This is a genomic window from Candidatus Leptovillus gracilis, assembly GCA_016716065.1.
Taxonomy (GTDB): domain Bacteria; phylum Chloroflexota; class Anaerolineae; order Promineifilales; family Promineifilaceae; genus Leptovillus; species Leptovillus gracilis.
The window spans coordinates 222,381-239,827 of the sequence record JADJXA010000007.1; the positions used below are offsets into that span (position 1 = coordinate 222,381).

Genomic DNA, 17,447 nt, shown 5'->3' on the forward strand with positions numbered 1-17,447 from the left:
ATTTTATACAAAGGAACAAAGGGACAAAAGGGACGAAGGTTGTTTTTGCTGCTTTTGGCTAGGGCGCGTTGTTGTGAAAGTAGGGCGCAACGGCCGTTCTATTGAGCGCCCAACCGGTAAATGCCACAAGACCAACGGCCGTCAGGATGTCCAGCGCCAGCGTCTGCCTGGCAGCGGTGGTGAAAAAAAGAATCAGGCCGATTTCGTAGAGCGTGTAGAGCATGATCGTGAGGGGGATGAGGCGGCGGGTGAACGGCCGTTTCCGCCGCAGCGCCTCCACCAACCCCAGAAAAAACGCACCCCAAACCAGGGCGATGACCAGACGAAGGGTGGGGTCCGGTTTGGCGGCAAATTCCTGTAATAGATCACGCTGCTGCCCCAAAGCCAGAGCGCGCGCCAAATTCCACACGCCTAAGAGAAAAACCCCCCAGAGCGTTAAAGTTACGGATCGTGGGCGTCTGCTAGATTGGGCTGGGTACATCCTGGCTAGATTGTAACGGACAAAGGCAATAGAGGGTAGAGATAGAGGGGAGAGATAGAGCGGGGATGTTGCACAGTTTTCTTTACGCTACACTTTTGTAGTGGGTGGTGGAGAGGCTGCGTAGGCGGGCGGCGGCTTGTTCGGCCGTCAGGTCGCGCTGCGCTTCGCCGAGCATTTCAAAGCCGACCATGAATTTTTTTGACGGTGGCCGAGCGTAGTAAGGGAGGGTAGATGTGGGCGTGAAGCTGCCAGTGTACCGATTCGTTTTCTGCCGCAGCCGCGTCTGGCGCGAAGGGCGCGCCGTGCCAACCGAGGGAATAGGGGAAGCTGGTTTCGAAGAGGTTGTCGTATTTCGTCAACACCCCTTTGAGGAGGTCGGCCAGGGCGTCCCGTTCGGCGTCGTGCAGATCAGGCAGGCGCAGGACGTGGCGGCGCGGCAGCAGCAGCAGTTCAAACGGCCAGATGGCCCAAAAGGGCACAACGGCCAGCCAATGGTCGTTGCTCAGGACCAGCCGTTCGACCTGCGCCAGTTCCAGTTCGGCATAATCGAGCAGCAGGGGACGGCCGTTTGCCTGCCAATACACCCGCTGCTGTTCATCTTCTTTACGGGGTTCGTTGGGCAGCTCAGACAAGGCCCAGATCTGGCCGTGCGGGTGCGGGTTGGAGCAGCCCATGATGGCCCCTTTGTTTTCAAACACCTGCACCCAGCGGTAGGTCTGGCCTAATTCGGCCGTCTGGTCGGCCCACACATTTATCACGCGGCGCACATCGGGCTGGGGCATTTGTGGCAGCGTCAGGTCGTGGCGCGGCGAGAAGCACATCACCCGGCAGACGCCGCGCACGCTTTGGGTGTGCAGCAGGGGGTGAACGGCCGCTGCTGCCAGCGGTGTGTCCGGCAGCAGCGCGGCGAAATCATTGTCGAAGACAAAGGTGTTTTCGTAAACCGGGTTGCGCAGGCCGCCGGCCCGTTCGTTACCGGGGCAGAGGTAGCAGGTGGGGTCGTAAGACGGCCGCTGCTCTGGCGGCGTTTTTTCCACCTGGCCTTGCCACGGCCGTTTCATACGGTGCGGCGAAACCAGCACATACTCACCGGTCAATGGGTTATAACGTCTGTGGGGGTGTTCGGTGGGGTTGAACATGGTGCTTTTCCCAGGTGTTCAGTGTTCAGTGGTCGCCTGCCAAAAGCCTCCGTACTGAACACTGTTTACTGAACACTGAACACTGTATACAGAACATCGCAAAAACAAGCCTACTTCAGCTTGAACGTGTTTTTTATCATTTCCGGCTCGAAGTATTTACTTTCGCCGGTGGTGGCGTATTGGTAAACGGCCGCTGTAAAGATACCGTTCAACGACGAACTGATCAAGCCCAAGATGATGAGCGCCAGCAGCCCGGCCAACGCCAGCCCTACAGCCAGCCAGGTTAACCCGGCAACGGCCGTTGCCACAACCAGCGCCACACTCGCCAGAATAACGCCAAAAATCAGCAGACCAAAAATCAGCCCAATGCTGAAATTACCGACAATTTGCTCGCCCCAGGTCTTTTTCAGCAGTTCCGCGCTGCGTTTCACGCCATCAACCGGACCCACCTTTTCCATGACCAGCACCGGAACCACCAGGAAGGTAGCCACGTTCCAGACAAAGCCGATGACGCCGATGACGATTTGCCCGATGAAACCGGCGCGTTCGGAGATGGCTTTTAAGATCATGCCCACCGTAGCGGCAATGACAGCATAGCCAAAGATAGCGCCGATGTGCTGGAAGGCGATGCGCAGGCCATCGCCCACGGTCGGGTCGCCGCCTTCCAGGCGAATCATGGCCGCGCCCACCAGGGCCGAGTTAAAGAAGAAGGTGACGAAGTAGAGGAAGATGTAAAAGGCGAAGCCGACGACAAACCCGAGGACCTGGGCGCCACCGGCAAAGATGGCGTCGAAAACGCCGGCGAACAACATGGGCAGGAAAAAGGTCGCCACCACGATCATGGAGGCGAAAAATGAGATGATCGGAAAGATCGCCAGTTCTTTGTCGGCCAACAATACGCCCCAACTGGCTTTGACGAGTTCCCAACTGCTGCTAATTCGAGACATTGACTTCACTCCTGTCAAAACAGAGTTATCAAGTCTTTAAGATTTGACAACTCTCAATCTTCATTCGTGGTGGGTCATCCACTCATGAAGTCTCCTGTAGATGATAAACAACGATTTCCGCGTGCTATACGTGCTGGCCGGTTATGTTGTTGCGCCGGCTGCGCTTAGGGTTCATATGTTTTTAACCTGGTGAGATTGGACCAATCTCCAAGATTGGTCCAATCTGGAAACTCCAAAGTTAATTGCAAACGAACCCTTAGCACCAAACCTTGTCCGGCCAGGAACCGATTTGATGGGCTTTGGCCGGGGTATGTAACGCCATTTCGTGGAAGGCAACGGCCGTTGCCTCATCGCGTGGTATGTGCGTCAGAATTTCCAGGTTGCCAAAGGGGGTGAATGTTACCAACGGCGCAGTGAGAAAACGAAAGCGCCCCATCAGCGACGACCCCATCTGAAACAATTCCCCACCGTGAAAATAGAGCATCTCCTCATAATACACCTGCTCCCAAAACCAGCGGAAGTCCCGATTCTGGCGCAGATGGGTAAATAACCCGGTGAAATAATCGGTCATGCGATAAGGCAGCGTCATGCGGCGGAAGTAGATGACGTTGCCCACGGCAAAACGATGCCATACCGGCGGCGACATATGCGCCCGCACACCGGCAAACCCCTTGGAAAAGATGAAATCCAGCAAATTGTCGCCGCCTGGCTTGCCCAGGCGCGACGACAGGTCAATCTGCGATACCTGGTAAAGCTGGAGCAATAGCTCATTCACTGCCACCACGTCCAGATACCGGTCTAGCAGCAGCGCCGGCAAACGAATGTCCGCAAGCATTTCCAGGGTTGACGCAAGAATCTCGCTGGATACTTGTTTGTCGGGGTATATTTGGGGATGATCAAGCCCGGTCGCCAACAAAAAGAAAGTGCGCCGTTCACCTATCGTCAGCTTCAATCCATCAGCCAGATTTAGCAAAGTCTGATCGTCCAAAATAGTGCGTTCGCCACGTTCGATTTTGCCGATGACGATTTCGCTAAGTGGTGTTTGCGAATCCTGCGCCTGAATCGCTTCTGCCAGTCTGGCTTGCGTAAAGCGATCGCCGCTTTCGTCGAACTGCTCTTTGCGCAGCGCCATTACCAGCTTACCAAATTGTTTGCGATCCATATCTCCCCCTTTTGATTACGGCCGTTATCCATCTTCCATATCAGGCAAAAATCAGTTATGCTGTCACTACGAACCGTATCATTGTAAAACAACTTTGCCGCCGCGTGAATGGTTTGCCAAACCAAAGGGAGCCACCCCATGAACCATAAACGAGAAATTACCGGCTGGGCCATGTATGATTGGGCCAATTCCGCTTTTTCGACGACGGTGGTGACGGCCTTTTTAGGGCCTTATCTGGCAGCGCTCATTGCTTCCAGACCGGGCGGTACGCTGCCTCTGCGCGCCTATCTCATTGAACCGGAAGCGTTTTACCCCCTTTGCGTGACAGTTTCTGTGATTTTACAAGTGCTGTTTTTGCCGCTGTTAGGCGCATTGGCCGATCTGACCAACCTCAAAAAGCGCCTGCTGATTTTGTTTGCCACCATTGGGGCGACGGCGACGATTTTGCTGGGGCTGGTAAGCAGCGGTGACGGCGTGGTGGCCGGTGGACTGCTGTTTATTCTGGCGAATTTTTCCTTTGGCGCGGCGGTCGTCTTTTACAATGCCTACCTGCCGGACATTGCCCCTCCGGAAGCCCAAGACCGGATTAGTTCGCTCGGTTTTGCTTATGGGTATGTGGGTGGCGGGCTGCTGCTGGCGTTGAATCTGGCGCTATTTCAACTGTTGGCCGACACGGCCGTCGCCGTTCGTCTCTCCCTCGCCAGCGCCGGGGTATGGTGGCTGGGATTTACCTGGTTGTACCCCAAACGGCGATTGGTGGAAAGGCAAACGGCCGTTGCCCTGCCACCAGGCGCCAACTTCCTTACCCACAGCATCCGCCAGTTTGCCCAAACCCTGCGCGACATGTTCTGCCATCACCCGCGCACCCTGCAATTCCTCATCGCCTATCTCATCTACAACGACGGCATCATGACCGTCAACACCGTCGCCGCTATCTTCGCCGCCTCGGAATTGGGGATGGGGCCAGAGCAGTTGGTGGGTATCATCCTGATGATTCAATTTATGGCTGCCTTGGGCGCGCTGTTCTTCAACAAAGTGGCCGGCCGTATCGGCGCCAAGTGGACAGTGATCATCACCCTGTTCGGCTGGACCGGCGTTCTCCTGTACGCCTACGGCTGGCTGACGACGCCGGAACAGGTGTGGGGCTGGGCCGCGGCCGAGGCGTTGGTCCTGGGCAGTTCGCAGGCGCTCAGTCGTTCGCTGTTTGCCAAGATGGCGCCAACCGGGCAGGAATCCGCCTATTTTGGGCTGTACGAGATCAGCGAACGGGGCACGTCATGGGTGGGGCCGCTCATCTTTTTTCTGGCGGTGCAGCTTACCGGCAGCGCGCGCGCCGCCCTGCTGCCCCTGACCGCCTTCTTTGTCATCGGCGCGATCATTCTGTTCTTCACCGATGTGCGTCAGGCCATCCTGGATGCCGGCAATGAAGCGCCCATCCGGGTTTGAATTTATTACAAAGAAACAAAGGGACAAAGCAGTATCTTTGTCCCTTTGTATTTTCCCGCCTCTGCCTGATCTACCAAATTTAGTAGATTTGCCTCAAGAAACCGGCGTTTCGTAACCAGATTTATTTCGCCCTCCCTGGCATACTAACAGCATCAATAATCCAACCAACCAACCAACCAACTAACTAACCAACCCATGAATCAACATAAATACCGCCAGCGGGGTCGTTGCCCCCTGCCGGGAGGAGAGAATCTGGTGTTCATTCAACTGCCTGCCGTCAATAACGTGATGTCTGAAAGGGGAAACGGCCGTTTCCCCCTCATCCTCAAACTAGGCAGCGTCGCCATCGGGGCGGGTCTGTTGTTCTGGTTCCGCCAACCCATCGGCGATATGTTGGCCATCGTCAGCGACCGGCAGGCTGTCGCCGTCTACCTGTCTCAGTTCGGCCTGTTGGCCCCGCTGCTGCTGGGTCTCATTCTGGCGCTGCAAGTGATTGTGGCCGCCATCCCCGGCCACGCCCTGATGGTTGGCGGCGGGTACGTACTCGGCTTTGCCACCGCGTTCTGGATCAATCTGGCGGCGACGGTGTTGGGCAGCCAGTTCGCGTTTCTGTTGGCACGATGGGCGGGACGGCCGTTAGTGGAAAAGCTGGCCCCGGTAGACATGCTGAATAAATGGTACGACGTCTCGTCCCGAAAAGGGCTGCTTTTCTTCCTGTTCGCCTTCATGATTCCCATCTTCCCCGCCGACGTGATGAACTACATCGCCGGACTAAGCTCCCTTTCGGCGCGCCGCTTTTTTGTCGCTAATTTGCTGGGTCGCCTGCCCGGTGTGGTGTTGATGACGGCCGTTGGCGCTTACGGCTTTCAACTCTCGACCAGCGTCTGGATCGGCATCGCCATCGCCGGGATCGTGATGTTAAGCGCCTGGCGCATCTTTTTCGGCCAAAAAAGTCAGGAAATAACGGGTTGATCGGCAGACGCGGGTTCGATTTCCCACACAGGCTGTGCAAGCAGAGAAACGAGATCGTACCCAGGCGCACGAATTCGCACAAAAACACCACACCAGCACAAGTTTTGGCATATACCATCCAATTACCAGGGGCTTCTAAGCAGAACTTTCGTTTCAGTCACTGCCCCACAACGACAGGAGAGAATTTGATGCTTGCCCATTTGTCTAACCTGAACAGCGCCAGCGATGAAAAAGTAAACGGCCGTTTCCCCCTCATCCTCAAACTATCCAGCGCCGCCATCGGGGCGGGTCTGTTGTTCTGGCTCCGCCAACCTATCAGTGATGTTCTGCGCATCGTCAGCAACCGGCAAGCGGTAATCGCTTACCTGGACCAATTCGGCGCATTGGCCCCGCTGCTGTTGGGCCTCGTCCTGGTGTTGCAGGTGATTGTGGCCACCATCCCCGGCCACGCCCTGATGATTGGCGGCGGGTATGTCTTTGGCTTTGTCCCCGGATTCTGGATCAATCTGGCGGCGACGGTGTTGGGCAGCCAGGTTGCTTTTTGGCTGGCGCGGACGGCCGGACGGCCGTTAGTGGAAAAGCTGGCCCCGGTAAGTTCGCTGAACAAATGGTACGCCATTTCCGCTCAAAAAGGGCTGCTCTTCTTCCTGTTCGCCTTCATGCTGCCCATCTTCCCCGCCGACGTGATGAATTACGTCCCCGGACTCAGCGCCCTTTCCCCTCGGCGCTTCTTCGTCGCCAACCTGTTTGGCCGCTTGCCCGGTGTGATTGTGGTGACGGCCGTTGGCGCTTGTGGCTTTCAATTTTCACCGGTTGTCTGGGTCGGCATTGCTGTCTCCAGCATGAGCATGTTCACCCTTTGGCGGCTTGTATTTGCCCGGAAAAGCTGAACCTTTTGCGGGACTATGGGGAGGTTGTCATGACTCAGACCAAATTATTCAACGACGTTCAGACGTTTTATGCAGATTTACATACCGCGTTACTGACCGCCCAACGGCACATCCACATGGCCTACTACGCCTTCGACGATGGACAAATTGCCCGCAGCGTCGGCCACATTCTGGCCCAGAAGGCCGCCAGCGGCGTGGCCGTTCACCTGATGGTAGATGAAGCAGGGCTTTATCTGGACAACTGGCAGCATGGCCATCGCAATCGCCACCTGCTGGCCCACCTCAAAGCGTCCGGCGTCCAGGTGGATTTGTTCCGGCCGCGAGGCGGGCGCATCGGCCAGTTTAACCGGCTGCATTGCAAATTTTGCGCCATAGACGGCCGTACCGCCTTCATCGGCGGCTCCAACATCGGCGACCATTACCTGGGCTGGCGGGATACCAATCTACGTCTGGATGGCCCGTTGGGCGACGGCTTTGTGCGCTTGTATGACAGTTTACGCACGTTTAGCGGCAACGGCCGTGCCCCCCAATGTCCCACCGAATTAACCATCGCCGGTATACCGCTGCTGCTCACCGTGCCCGGCCACCGGCAAGACATCCGGCGCGCTCTGCTAGACCTGATTCTGTCGGCGAAAACGGCCGTTACCCTGCGCAGTTGGTACTTTCTGCCCGATGCCGAAATCATGAACGCGCTGCGCTCCCAGGCCGAAAATGGGGTGCGCGTCACCGTTCTCTTTTCCCACCACACCCGCGTGCCGCTCATTGACCTGGCGAATCGCCATCTGTGCCGCCAGTTGGCGCAGTCCGGCGTGCGCATTTACCGGTATACCGGCCGTTTCATGCACGCCAAAGAAGCGTGGAACGACCAGGGCGACATACTCATCGGTTCCGCCAACGTAGACCGCTGGGCGCTGCGCACCAATTTTGAGTGCTGCCTGCGCCTCAAAACCTCCAATCTGGCCCATCAACTTACCGCCGAACTCCTCGCCGATGCCCGGCATTGTTACAGGCCAGAGGCAAACCCGGAAGCCCGGCCCATTTTTGTCTAATGAAGAGAGAGTTACTTACCAAAGGGGGACAAAATGAAAATTTTGCAAATTTGCCAATCGTATCCACCCATGATCAGCGGTGCGGCACTGGCCGCCGCCCGGCTGGCCGAAGGTCTGGCCCAAGAAGGGCATGAGGTCTTAGTCATCGCCGCCAGCGACCGGCGCGATGGGTACAGCACACAGAACGGCCGTCTACGCATCGAGCGCCTGCCTTCCCATCACAATCCGATGCGCGTCGGTCAGCGCATCCTGCTGTGGCCTAACGGCCGTATCCACCAGATAGCCGCCGCCTTCAACCCCGACATCATCCACCTGCACGAACCACTGACGCTGGGCATGTGCGCGGCAAAGATCGGGCGGCGGCTCAACATCCCCACGGTGTTAACACTGCACCAACTGCCCTGGTTTGTCACCAAATACACCGCGACGTTTTGGGGCAATCCTTTTAACTTTGAGAAAATGTTGTGGCAGTACGGCCGTTGGTTCCTGAGCCAATGCACTGCCGTCATCGCGCCGGCCAGACCGGTAGCCGACGTGATCCGCCAACGCACCGGGCGCATAGCCCACATCATCCCCAATGGCGCCGATCTGCAACATTTCCAGGCCGCGCCGCGCACAGCCCATGAAGCCGACCGGCTGCGCCGCCATTATGGCTTGTCGCCCGACAAGCCGGTCATCCTTTACGTGGGCCGTTTGGACGCCGATAAAGATGTTGACTGCGTAGTTCAGGCAGCGGCGCGGGTGATGAAGCACCTGGACGCCGAACTGCTCCTCGTTGGCGATGGCTGCCGTCGCCCGGCCCTGACCCGCCAGTGCGAAGCGTTGGGCATCGCCTCGCGCAGCCATTTCACCGGCTTCGTCTCCCCGGATGGGGATTTGCCCGGCCTCTACCGGTTAGCCAACGTCTTTGTCATCGCTTCAGACATCGAGACTTTCGGCATTGTGATTCTGGAAGCGATGGCCTCCGCGCTGCCGGTGGTGGCCGTGCGGGCCACTAGCATCCCAGAACTTGTAAGCGACCGGTGCAGCGGCTTCCTGGTCGCGCCAAAGGATGTGGACGCCCTGGCGAAAAAGATCACGTGGCTGCTGCAAAACCCGATCCAGGCCAGGAAAATGGGCCAGGCAGGACGGGAAATCAGCCAACAATTTGGCCACGACGCCGTGATTCAGCGCCACTTGCAACTTTACCAATCTGTCTGCCTGCAACGGCGCGCTCTTTTTCGTGGAGTATCTCCAATCAAGTATCGCCTAGAATGAAGACGCTGCCGAAACGGCCGGTCTTGCCCTGCTCCGCCCGGTGCGAAAAGAACAGGTCGGTGCGGCAGGCGGTGCAAAGGCCGGATAGTTCGATGTGACGCACGCCGGCGCGTTGCAGGTTGCGGCGGTTGGCTTCGGGCAGGTTGAAGTGGGGATTGGGGGTTGGGGGTTGGGGGTTGGGAAGGAGGAGCGTTTCCGGATCGGGGAAGGCGGCGTGTACGGCCGTTACCACCACCTCTCCCACCTCATAACAGCATGGCCCAATGCACGGTCCAACCCCGGCGATTAACTCCGCCGGGCGGCTGCCAAATTCGCGCTGCATAGCCGCCACCATCGCGCCGGGCAAATCCTTCACCGTGCCCTGCCAGCCCGCGTGTCCCAGGCCAATGGCGTGGTTGACCGGGTCATAGAGCAGAATGGGCGTGCAGTCGGCGAAGTTCATCGTCAGGGCGCAGCCGGGTTCGTTGGTGAGGATGGCATCTACTTCGGGCCGCCAGGTTCCGTTGTCGGCCTGGGTCACGCGGGCCACGTCACGGCCGTGTACCAGATGGGCATGGACAACAGTGTGGGTGTCACGGCCGTACACGCCATACGCCCGCCGCCGGTTGGCAGACGCGCTCCTTCTCGTCCGGCACAGATACGCTGAGGTTGAGCGAGGCAAACGGGGCCGGGCTGACACCGCCCTGGCGGGTGAAGATGGCGTGTTGGACACGGCCGTTGTCCGGTAAACTCGCAAAACGAAATAGCGGTATCTCATTAGAAGCGTCAAAAATCATAACAGTTCTCGCGGTGCATATTGTGCGGCAACTATACGTGATACGCAGCGGGAATACCAGATCGCCTGGATGCGTGAGGATGGTTGCGGGAAACGGCCGTTTCTAACTGAGATCCGTTGACAAAAGGCAGACACAGATTTATATTGAGGCCATGAAGTATCTGAGTTGGCGTTCCGACAAAAACGAGTTGCTGAAACAAACACGCGGAATTTCTTTTGAAGAGATCGCGTATTTGATCGAATCGGGCAGGCTGTTGGGAATCGAAGAAAACCCAACTCACCCAAATCAGAAGCTATTCGTGATCGAAGTGGAAAACTACGCAGTGATTGTACCTTTTGTGGAAACGGAGACAGACATCTTTCTCAAAACAGCTTTTCCCAGCCGTAAGTACACAAAACGGTATGGCTTAAAGGGGCACGATGAACAAGTTTAATGCCGAGTCATTTAATCCACTGGATGAAGAAGAACAGGCGTTAATGGCTTCGCTTGAGAGCGAAGCATGGCAAACAGTCGCCAATCTCGTACAAGAGAAGGAAAAGGCTGTCGCCGCGGCTCGCCGTACCATCAGAAAAGACAAGCGCATTAATTTGCGCCTGACACAGAAGGATTATTATGAAATCCAAATCAGGGCAATAGAAGAAGGCGTTCCCTATCAGACGCTTATCGCCAGCATTGTCCACAAGTATTTGAATGGGACATTAACCGTGCAAGAGTGAAATGGCTGGAATGGCATCGCTCACCCACCTGCCTCACGTCCTGTTCCATGTTATAATGCCATAGGAACATTTGAGCTATGGCAAATAAGAAGACAACTTCTACCAATTCTTCCAGTAAAAGCACCGCCAACGCCAAAACAACGCGCGGTGGAACTGGTGCGCGCAGCAGCAAACCGGCTTCCAGCGCGCGTAAACCGGCAGCCAATCCACGTAAACCGGCGGCGCGCAGCAAAAAACCAGCCTTCAACCTGAATCTACCCCAGAAGGCGATCCTGACGGGTATTGTGGTGGTGTTTATCACGGCCGTTCTCGTCCTCAGCCTGCTTTCGCCTAACCAGGGGCAGCTAACGGCGGCATTGTCCGGCCTGCTGGGGCGCGCTTTTGGCTGGGGCGGCGCATTGGTCCCCCTGATCACCGGGGCGTTGGGCATGTATCTGGTGCTGTGGGGCATGGAGCAGCCACCGCGCATTGCCACCTACCGGGTGGCGGGTTTTGGCGTGCTGTTCCTCACCTTCGCTGCCTTTGCTTCCCTGGCCCAACTGCTGATGAACAATGGCTTTAACGATTTTTGGCAGGTCGCCCAGGCGCAAACCGGCGGTGGCTACCTGGGTGGCATCATCGGCTATGGCCTGACAGAACTTGCCGGTACGCCGGGGGCGATCCTTATCCTGGTGGCGGCGGGCGTGATTGGCGCGGTTTTGTTGTTCGGCCTTTCGCGCCATGACCTGGTTAATCTGTGGCGCATGTTGCCCGGTTTATGGCCGCAGCCAGACGAGACAGAAGATGAAACGGCCGTTCGCCCCGACATCCCCATCAACACCGGCCAAAAACAGGGCCAGACCCTCAGCCGCGCCGCCGCGCCACCACGCCAACTGCCTTTGCCAGACCTGCCGCCGACAACGGCCGTAACCACCCCCAAACGTGACCCCGTCCCCATCCGGCAGCCGCAGCGCCCCGCGCCACAAACGGCGTCCCCGGCCAAACCGGCCGCCGCGCCGGCCAACGTCGGGTCGGCCGTTCCCTTTGTCGGCGACATGGCCGCCGCGGGCGCCGGCCATTGGACGCTGCCGATCCTGGCCGACATGTTGGAGCCGGGCAGCGACCAGGACCTGAGCAACGCGGCTATCCGTGAAAACGTGGAAATCATCGAACACACCCTGGAGAGTTTTGGCGCGCCGGCCACTGTCGTGGAAATCAATCGCGGCCCGACCATCACCCAATTTGGCGTGGAGCCGAACTATCTGGAGATGCGCGGCGGCAAGCGCACCAAAGTCAAAGTCGGCAAAATCGCCGGGTTGGCCGATGACCTGGCCCTGGCGCTGCAAGCGCGATCCATTCGCATTCAGGCCCCGGTTCCCGGCAAGGGGTACGTGGGCATCGAAGTGCCCAACACTGCCAAAGCGCTGGTTTCCCTGCGCGACGTGATGGAATCGGAAAATTTTGGCAAAATTGCCCGAAAATCGCCGCTGGCGGTGGGGTTGGGGCAAGATGTGGCCGGGCAGCCCATCGCCGCCGACCTGGCCGCCATGCCCCATCTGCTTATCGCCGGGACCACCGGCTCCGGCAAGTCTGTGTGCGTCAACAGCATCATCGCCAACCTGCTGCTGCTGAACACGCCGGACGATCTGAAGCTGGTGATGGTGGACCCCAAGCGGGTGGAATTGACCGGCTACAACGGCGTGCCGCACCTGGCCGCGCCGGTGGTGGTGGAGATGGACCGGGTGATCGGCACGCTGCAATGGGCCATGCGCGAGATGGACAATCGCTACAAGATGTTTGCCGACGTGGGTGCGCGCAACATTGTGGATTTCAACAAGAAGATTCGCAAAAACAAAGATAGCAAAAAGCTGCCCTACATTGTCATCATCATTGATGAGCTGGCCGATTTGATGATGCTCTCGCCGGAAGATACGGAGCGGGGCATTACGCGGTTGGCGCAGATGGCCCGCGCCACCGGCATTCATATGATTATCGCCACGCAACGGCCGTCGGTAGATGTCGTCACGGGCATCATCAAAGCCAACTTCCCGGCGCGTATCGCCTTTGCCGTCGCTTCCAGCACCGACAGCCGGGTGATTTTGGACACGACCGGCGCGGAACGGCTGTTGGGCCAGGGGGATATGCTCTTCCAAAGCCCAGACGCGGCCGCCCCGGCTCGGCTGCAAGGCTGTTTTGTTAGCGATAAAGAATTGGGCGGCATCATTGCGTATTGGCAGCGGGCGCGCCGCTTTAGCACTATCACGGCCGAGGAAGCGGCTATTCCGCGCGCGGTTGTCATTCCTGCGTCGCCAACGGTCGCACCGCCAACGGTCGCACCGCCAACGGCCGCACCGCCAACGGCCGCACCGCCAACGGCCGCGCCGCCAACGGCCGCACCGCCAACGGCAACGCCGCCAACGGCCGTTCGTTCTTCAGCCCCATCGCCAGCCCACACACCGCTGGCTGTCGCCCCGACGCCGATTGTGGCGGGGAACGCCGCGACGGGGAACGCCCCGCCGAAAACCGCGCCGCGGCCGCAAGACACTCAACCCCGCCCGGCCCGGTCGGCGCCGGCAAAGGTGGAAGAACCGCAGCGGCCGTTGTGGGAAGAACTTCAGGCCATCGAAGAAGAGAACAAATTCAAACAGCAGTATGAAGATGAACTGATGGCCGAGGCCATCGAGATGGTGCGTCAGTTGAACAAAGCCTCTACTTCGCTGTTGCAGCGCCGGTTCCGCATTGGCTATACCCGCGCTGCCCGCCTGATTGACGCCATGGAAGAGTTAGGCGTCATCGGCCCGCCCACCGGCAACAGCAAAGCGCGGGAAGTGCAGCCGCGAGAAAGCGGGGAGGCGTAAGCCGTGTTCCGTAAGCCGTAAACGGAACACGGCTTACGGAACACGGAACACGGAACACGAACCAATGGCCCATCTACAAGGACAAGAACGCGCCGACTACGTGCAAGATATGTTCGCCCGTATCGCCGGCCGCTACGACGCCATGAACCGGCTGATGACGGCCGGACAGGATGTAAAATGGCGCAAATACGTCATTCAGCAGGCGCGGCTGCCGGAAAACGGCCGTCTCCTGGACATTGCCACCGGAACCGGCGATATTGCGTTGGAGGGATTAAAGCAGTGGCCGGGCATTACGGCCGTTGGCGGCGATTTCACCATCGAAATGATGCAGGCGGGTAAACGTATCCCGGCGCGGCAGGCCATTCTCTGGACCACTGCCGACACTTTGGCGCTGCCCTTCCCCGACGCCACATTCGATGCCGTCACCTCTGGCTTCCTGATGCGTAACGTCATAGACGTGCCTGGCGCTTTTCGCGAACAGATGCGCGTCACCAAGCCGGGCGGGCGCGTGGTGGTGCTGGAATCCAGCCCACCCAAAGACAATTTGCTCAAGCCGTTCATTCGCATCCACCTGAACTACATCATCCCTACCCTGGGTCGCCTCATCTCCGGCAATGCTGACGCGTACCGCTATCTGCCAGACAGCACGCAAGCCTTCAAAGGGCCGGATGAACTGGCGGCGGTCATGGACCAGATCGGCTTTGCCGAAGTGGGCTACAAAATGTTTATGTTTGGCACGGTTGCCGTTCATGTTGGCACAAAGCTACCGCCGCCGCCCGACTCCTTATGATCGGTTAAGCAAGCTGGAGTTAAATTGGCGCTATACTCATGGGCATGACACGATACAAAGCTCTTTTTACTCTGCTCTTGATGTTCCTGGTCGCCTGTGCCCCGGCGACCCAATCTCAACCGGAAACAGCAACGGCCGTGCCCCCCACCGCTCTCGCCACATTGCCCACCCATACGGCCGTGCCCTCCACCACCGCGCCGATGCCAGAACCGGCAACGGCCGTGCCCACTGAACCGGCGTCGCCCAGCTCACAGCCGCCAACTCCCGGCCCACAGCTGCCAACTCCCGGCCCGCAAATCGTCGCCGGTCGCACCGCGGAAGGCGCCTTCTTCTATGGCAATCCCGATGCGGCGGTGACGATGATAGACTATTCCGACTTCCTCTGAGGCAGCTGCCGTGCCTACGTGTTAGGCACAGAGCCAGACATCATCCGCGATTTTGTCGTCTCAGGGCAGGTCAAGCTGGTCTTTTGGCCGGTCATCAACCACGGCAACCCCAGCGTTTACGCCACCCTCACGGCCCACTGCGCCGGTGCGCAAAACCCCAACTTCTTTTGGGCGCTGCACAAATACTTATTTGAAAATCAAGCTGATTTATGGCGCGCTGATCGCGATTATTTTGTCAACACTGCCGTCTCCTTTGGCGTAGATCAGGCTGAATTTGAAAGCTGCTACGATGGCCCCGACGAATTGGCCCAGGTAATGGACCTGGACAACCTGCGCCGTCAGCGGGGCATCTTTAGCCAGCCCCAATTCGACATCAACGGCCTCATTTTTGTCGGGGCGCAGCGCTACGATGCCTTTGCCGAGGCGATCAACGACAGATTGAAGTGACCCAAGCGTAAACAGGCAGCAAATGGCCCAAGAGATAGAAAGTCGGCGGATTGTCGTGGTGGGCACTTCTGGCTCCGGCAAAACGACCTGCGCTCAGGAAATTGCCCGGCGACAAGGCTGCCCTCATATCGAGCTTGATTCTCTCCACTGGCTGCCCAACTGGACGCCAGCGCCCATCGAGTCGTTTCGGCAGCAGGTGACAGAGGCATTAACGGCCGTTACCTGGGTTACAGATGGCAACTACAGCAAAGTACGCGACATTGTCTGGGGCCGCGCCGATACACTGGTCTGGTTAGATTATCCGCTGCCGCTCATCATGTGGCGGCTGCTGCGCCGCGGTGTGCGGCGCGTCGGCCGCCGGGAACCGTTGTGGAATGGCAACCAGGAAACCTGGCGCGGCCTCTTTTTTAGCCGCGACTCCTTGTTTCTGTGGGCGCTGCAAACCCACCAACGACACAGACGTGAATACCCCCTGCTGCTTACCCAGCCAGCTTACGCCCATTTGCGGGTCCACCGGCTGCCCACACCCCGCCAGACAACACGCTGGCTGCAAGAGACGTGGGGCGAATAGACGGCCGTTTCCGCCACTCGTCTCCCCTTTCCAAGTACCGTATACTTCTGCCAGTCAAAATCAGTAAGCAGTGACCACTGACCCCTAAACACCCCTCAGTCGGAGCAGCGCATGGAGCAAAATCTGATTCATAAAATCGCCATCGTCACCGGAGCCGGCCAGGGCATTGGCGCAGCCATTGCCCACGCCCTGGCTGCCGCCGGGGCCAAAGTAGCCGTCAACGACATCAATCCCGACCGCGCCGAACGGGTGGCTGCGTCCATTCGCGCCGCCGGCGGGCAGGCAATCGGCGTCCACGCCGATGTCGCCAATAAATTCCAATGCTCACATCTGGTGGAGACCACCCGCGCCGAGTGGGGACGGCTGGATATTTTGGTCAACAACGCGGCCGTGAAACCCAAAGCCACCATCCTAAAAATGGATGAATGGGAGTGGCAGCGCACGCTGGATGTGAACCTGAAGGGGGCCTTTTTTATGAGCCAGTTTTGCGGCCGGGTGATGGCCGACGAGAACGGCGAACGGGGTGGGCTTATCATCCATATCAGCTCCACCGCCGGGGTCGCCGAGCCGCTGGCCGACCATGCCGCCTACGCCGCCAGCAGAGCCGGGCTGCTCGGCTTTGCCCGCGAGTGCGCCCGCGAGTTTGCCGCTTATGGCATTCAAGTTCATGCCCTGACAGCCCAGGAACCAATGGACGCAACGGCCGTCGCCCAATCTGTGCTGGCTTTGTGTAGCGATGGGGGAAGGGAGACGGCCGTTCACATTCCCCACTGACCCGCAACTATGCGCCCGTCGCCACGTAATATGATGCGTGGCGCACACAACGACTCGTCAGGAGACTCAAAGGTGATTACCATCAGCCCTGATGGTAGTTACAGCGGCAAAGTAACTATGACCGAACCCATCATTATCGTTGAGGACATTCACAAATCCTACCTCATGGGCAAAGAAGCAGTGCCCGCCCTGCGCGGCGTATCGCTGGAAATCCAGCGCGGCGAAATCGTCTGCCTGATGGGTCCAAGCGGCTCCGGCAAGACCACCCTGCTCAACATCATCGGTGGCCTGGACGAACCAAGCCGCGGCCATATCATCGTCGAAGACGCCAACCTCGTCTCCCTGAACGAAAACGAACTCGCTCGCCTGCGCCTGCAAAAAATGGGCTTCATCTTCCAAAACTACAACCTGCTTGGCAACTTCACCGCCCAGGAAAATGTGGAATCGCCGATGGTGCTGGCGAAAATCGGCCGCCGCGAACGGCAGCAGCGCGCCCGCGACCTGCTGCAAAAAGTAGACCTGGGCGACCGCGCCCACCACTATCCCAGCGAACTATCCGGCGGGCAGCAGCAGCGTGTGGCTATCGCCCGCGCTCTGGCCAACAACCCGCCCATCCTCATTGGCGACGAGATGACCGGCGACCTGGATTCTGTCAGTGGGTTTGCCATCATGGAACTGGTAGCCGGGCTGAACCGCGAAGGCATGACCGTTGTTTATGTCACCCACGACCCGCGCATGGCCGCCTTCGCCAGCCGCACCATCGAGCTACGCGATGGCAAAATTCTGGAATAATCTTGGATTTCGGAT

Annotated in this window: 19 protein-coding genes and 1 pseudogene; 14 read left to right on the forward strand and 6 right to left on the reverse strand. The window is 58.4% G+C overall.

The genetic code is table 11. The annotated features are described in order from the left end of the window. Positions 1–58: 58 nt before the first annotated feature. The 4 genes and pseudogenes from IPM39_18825 to IPM39_18840 form a co-directional block, all read right to left on the reverse strand. Positions 59–400: a hypothetical protein gene (locus IPM39_18825; GenBank protein MBK8988093.1), complete on the reverse strand. Its 342-nt coding sequence runs from the start codon at positions 398–400 to the stop codon at positions 59–61. A gap of 163 nt (positions 401–563) precedes the next feature. Continuing rightward, positions 564–1,620, reverse strand: a pseudogene (locus tag IPM39_18830) (UDP-glucose--hexose-1-phosphate uridylyltransferase). A 110-nt stretch (positions 1,621–1,730) separates the two neighbouring features. Beyond that, positions 1,731–2,567 (reverse strand): hypothetical protein, encoded by an 837-nt coding sequence (locus IPM39_18835; protein ID MBK8988094.1) that lies wholly within the window; start codon positions 2,565–2,567, stop codon positions 1,731–1,733. A gap of 256 nt (positions 2,568–2,823) precedes the next feature. Then, entirely contained in the window at positions 2,824–3,729 is a 906-nt protein-coding gene (locus IPM39_18840; protein ID MBK8988095.1) for a hypothetical protein, read from the reverse strand. Positions 3,730–3,837: 108 nt separating this feature from the next. Here IPM39_18840 and IPM39_18845 point away from each other — a divergent pair, with 108 nt between their 5' ends. The 5 genes from IPM39_18845 (at position 3,838) to IPM39_18865 (ending at position 9,343) form a co-directional block, all read left to right on the forward strand. Next, positions 3,838–5,175 carry an MFS transporter gene (locus IPM39_18845; GenBank protein MBK8988096.1) on the forward strand — a complete coding sequence of 446 codons (1,338 nt, stop codon included), beginning with the start codon at positions 3,838–3,840 and terminating at the stop codon, positions 5,173–5,175. Positions 5,176–5,430: 255 nt separating this feature from the next. After that, positions 5,431–6,147, forward strand: coding sequence for a TVP38/TMEM64 family protein (locus IPM39_18850; protein ID MBK8988097.1), 717 nt, complete (start codon positions 5,431–5,433; stop codon positions 6,145–6,147). 188 nt (positions 6,148–6,335) lie between these two features. Then, positions 6,336–7,037 carry a TVP38/TMEM64 family protein gene (locus tag IPM39_18855; GenBank protein MBK8988098.1) on the forward strand — a complete coding sequence of 234 codons (702 nt, stop codon included), beginning with the start codon at positions 6,336–6,338 and terminating at the stop codon, positions 7,035–7,037. A 29-nt stretch (positions 7,038–7,066) separates the two neighbouring features. Continuing rightward, on the forward strand, positions 7,067–8,086 hold the full coding sequence (locus IPM39_18860; protein ID MBK8988099.1) for a phosphatidylserine/phosphatidylglycerophosphate/cardiolipin synthase family protein: 1,020 nt from the start codon (positions 7,067–7,069) through the stop codon (positions 8,084–8,086). Positions 8,087–8,119: 33 nt separating this feature from the next. Further along, the gene (locus IPM39_18865; protein ID MBK8988100.1) at positions 8,120–9,343 is read left to right on the forward strand and encodes a glycosyltransferase; all 1,224 of its coding nucleotides are present in this window, start codon (positions 8,120–8,122) and stop codon (positions 9,341–9,343) included. Here IPM39_18865 and pgeF read toward each other — a convergent pair. Both pgeF and IPM39_18875 read right to left on the reverse strand, forming a co-directional pair. Then, complete coding sequence (gene pgeF / locus IPM39_18870) at positions 9,324–9,929, reverse strand: peptidoglycan editing factor PgeF (GenBank protein MBK8988101.1); 606 nt, start codon at positions 9,927–9,929, stop codon at positions 9,324–9,326. The two genes, IPM39_18865 and pgeF, sit on opposite strands and share 20 nt — an antisense overlap. Continuing rightward, positions 9,916–10,119: a laccase domain-containing protein gene (locus IPM39_18875; GenBank protein MBK8988102.1), complete on the reverse strand. Its 204-nt coding sequence runs from the start codon at positions 10,117–10,119 to the stop codon at positions 9,916–9,918. The genes pgeF and IPM39_18875 overlap by 14 nt, the downstream gene beginning before the upstream one ends. A gap of 151 nt (positions 10,120–10,270) precedes the next feature. Between IPM39_18875 and IPM39_18880 the strand changes: the two genes are divergently transcribed. From IPM39_18880 to IPM39_18920, 9 genes are all read left to right on the forward strand, one after another. Next, positions 10,271–10,552: a toxin gene (locus tag IPM39_18880; GenBank protein MBK8988103.1), complete on the forward strand. Its 282-nt coding sequence runs from the start codon at positions 10,271–10,273 to the stop codon at positions 10,550–10,552. Beyond that, positions 10,539–10,835: an antitoxin gene (locus tag IPM39_18885; protein MBK8988104.1), complete on the forward strand. Its 297-nt coding sequence runs from the start codon at positions 10,539–10,541 to the stop codon at positions 10,833–10,835. Before IPM39_18880 ends, IPM39_18885 begins: the two co-directional genes overlap by 14 nt. A 77-nt stretch (positions 10,836–10,912) precedes the next feature. Beyond that, complete coding sequence (locus IPM39_18890; protein ID MBK8988105.1) at positions 10,913–13,672, forward strand: DNA translocase FtsK 4TM domain-containing protein; 2,760 nt, start codon at positions 10,913–10,915, stop codon at positions 13,670–13,672. Between the two features lie 64 nt (positions 13,673–13,736). Next, a complete protein-coding gene (locus IPM39_18895; GenBank protein MBK8988106.1) occupies positions 13,737–14,462 on the forward strand; it encodes a ubiquinone/menaquinone biosynthesis methyltransferase in 726 nt (241 codons plus the stop codon). Between the two features lie 38 nt (positions 14,463–14,500). Further along, complete coding sequence (locus IPM39_18900) at positions 14,501–14,848, forward strand: hypothetical protein (protein ID MBK8988107.1); 348 nt, start codon at positions 14,501–14,503, stop codon at positions 14,846–14,848. Positions 14,849–14,866: 18 nt separating this feature from the next. Then, the gene (locus IPM39_18905) at positions 14,867–15,295 is read left to right on the forward strand and encodes a thioredoxin domain-containing protein (protein ID MBK8988108.1); all 429 of its coding nucleotides are present in this window, start codon (positions 14,867–14,869) and stop codon (positions 15,293–15,295) included. Positions 15,296–15,317: 22 nt separating this feature from the next. Further along, on the forward strand, positions 15,318–15,866 hold the full coding sequence (locus IPM39_18910) for an adenylate kinase (protein MBK8988109.1): 549 nt from the start codon (positions 15,318–15,320) through the stop codon (positions 15,864–15,866). 111 nt (positions 15,867–15,977) lie between these two features. Further along, positions 15,978–16,640, forward strand: a complete 663-nt coding sequence (locus IPM39_18915; protein ID MBK8988110.1) for an SDR family NAD(P)-dependent oxidoreductase — start codon at positions 15,978–15,980, stop codon at positions 16,638–16,640. Between the two features lie 129 nt (positions 16,641–16,769). Next, positions 16,770–17,432, forward strand: coding sequence for an ABC transporter ATP-binding protein (locus IPM39_18920; GenBank protein ID MBK8988111.1), 663 nt, complete (start codon positions 16,770–16,772; stop codon positions 17,430–17,432). The last annotated feature ends 15 nt before the right edge of the window (positions 17,433–17,447 follow it).

What these genes read in the sequence shown, in the direction of transcription:
- IPM39_18845 (MBK8988096.1), top strand. Translation starts at nt 3,838, where the DNA reads ATGGTTTGCCAAACCAAAGGGAGCCACCCCATGAACCATAAACGAGAA.
- IPM39_18895 (MBK8988106.1), top strand. Translation starts at nt 13,737, where the DNA reads ATGGCCCATCTACAAGGACAAGAACGCGCCGACTACGTGCAAGATATG.
- IPM39_18900 (MBK8988107.1), top strand. Translation starts at nt 14,501, where the DNA reads ATGGGCATGACACGATACAAAGCTCTTTTTACTCTGCTCTTGATGTTC.
- IPM39_18860 (MBK8988099.1), top strand. Translation starts at nt 7,067, where the DNA reads ATGACTCAGACCAAATTATTCAACGACGTTCAGACGTTTTATGCAGAT.
- IPM39_18840 (MBK8988095.1), bottom strand. Translation starts at nt 3,729, where the DNA reads ATGGATCGCAAACAATTTGGTAAGCTGGTAATGGCGCTGCGCAAAGAG.
- IPM39_18890 (MBK8988105.1), top strand. Translation starts at nt 10,913, where the DNA reads ATGGCAAATAAGAAGACAACTTCTACCAATTCTTCCAGTAAAAGCACC.
- IPM39_18885 (MBK8988104.1), top strand. Translation starts at nt 10,539, where the DNA reads ATGAACAAGTTTAATGCCGAGTCATTTAATCCACTGGATGAAGAAGAA.
- IPM39_18910 (MBK8988109.1), top strand. Translation starts at nt 15,318, where the DNA reads ATGGCCCAAGAGATAGAAAGTCGGCGGATTGTCGTGGTGGGCACTTCT.
- IPM39_18880 (MBK8988103.1), top strand. Translation starts at nt 10,271, where the DNA reads ATGAAGTATCTGAGTTGGCGTTCCGACAAAAACGAGTTGCTGAAACAA.
- IPM39_18915 (MBK8988110.1), top strand. Translation starts at nt 15,978, where the DNA reads ATGGAGCAAAATCTGATTCATAAAATCGCCATCGTCACCGGAGCCGGC.
- IPM39_18865 (MBK8988100.1), top strand. Translation starts at nt 8,120, where the DNA reads ATGAAAATTTTGCAAATTTGCCAATCGTATCCACCCATGATCAGCGGT.
- IPM39_18855 (MBK8988098.1), top strand. Translation starts at nt 6,336, where the DNA reads ATGCTTGCCCATTTGTCTAACCTGAACAGCGCCAGCGATGAAAAAGTA.
- IPM39_18835 (MBK8988094.1), bottom strand. Translation starts at nt 2,567, where the DNA reads ATGTCTCGAATTAGCAGCAGTTGGGAACTCGTCAAAGCCAGTTGGGGC.
- IPM39_18875 (MBK8988102.1), bottom strand. Translation starts at nt 10,119, where the DNA reads ATGATTTTTGACGCTTCTAATGAGATACCGCTATTTCGTTTTGCGAGT.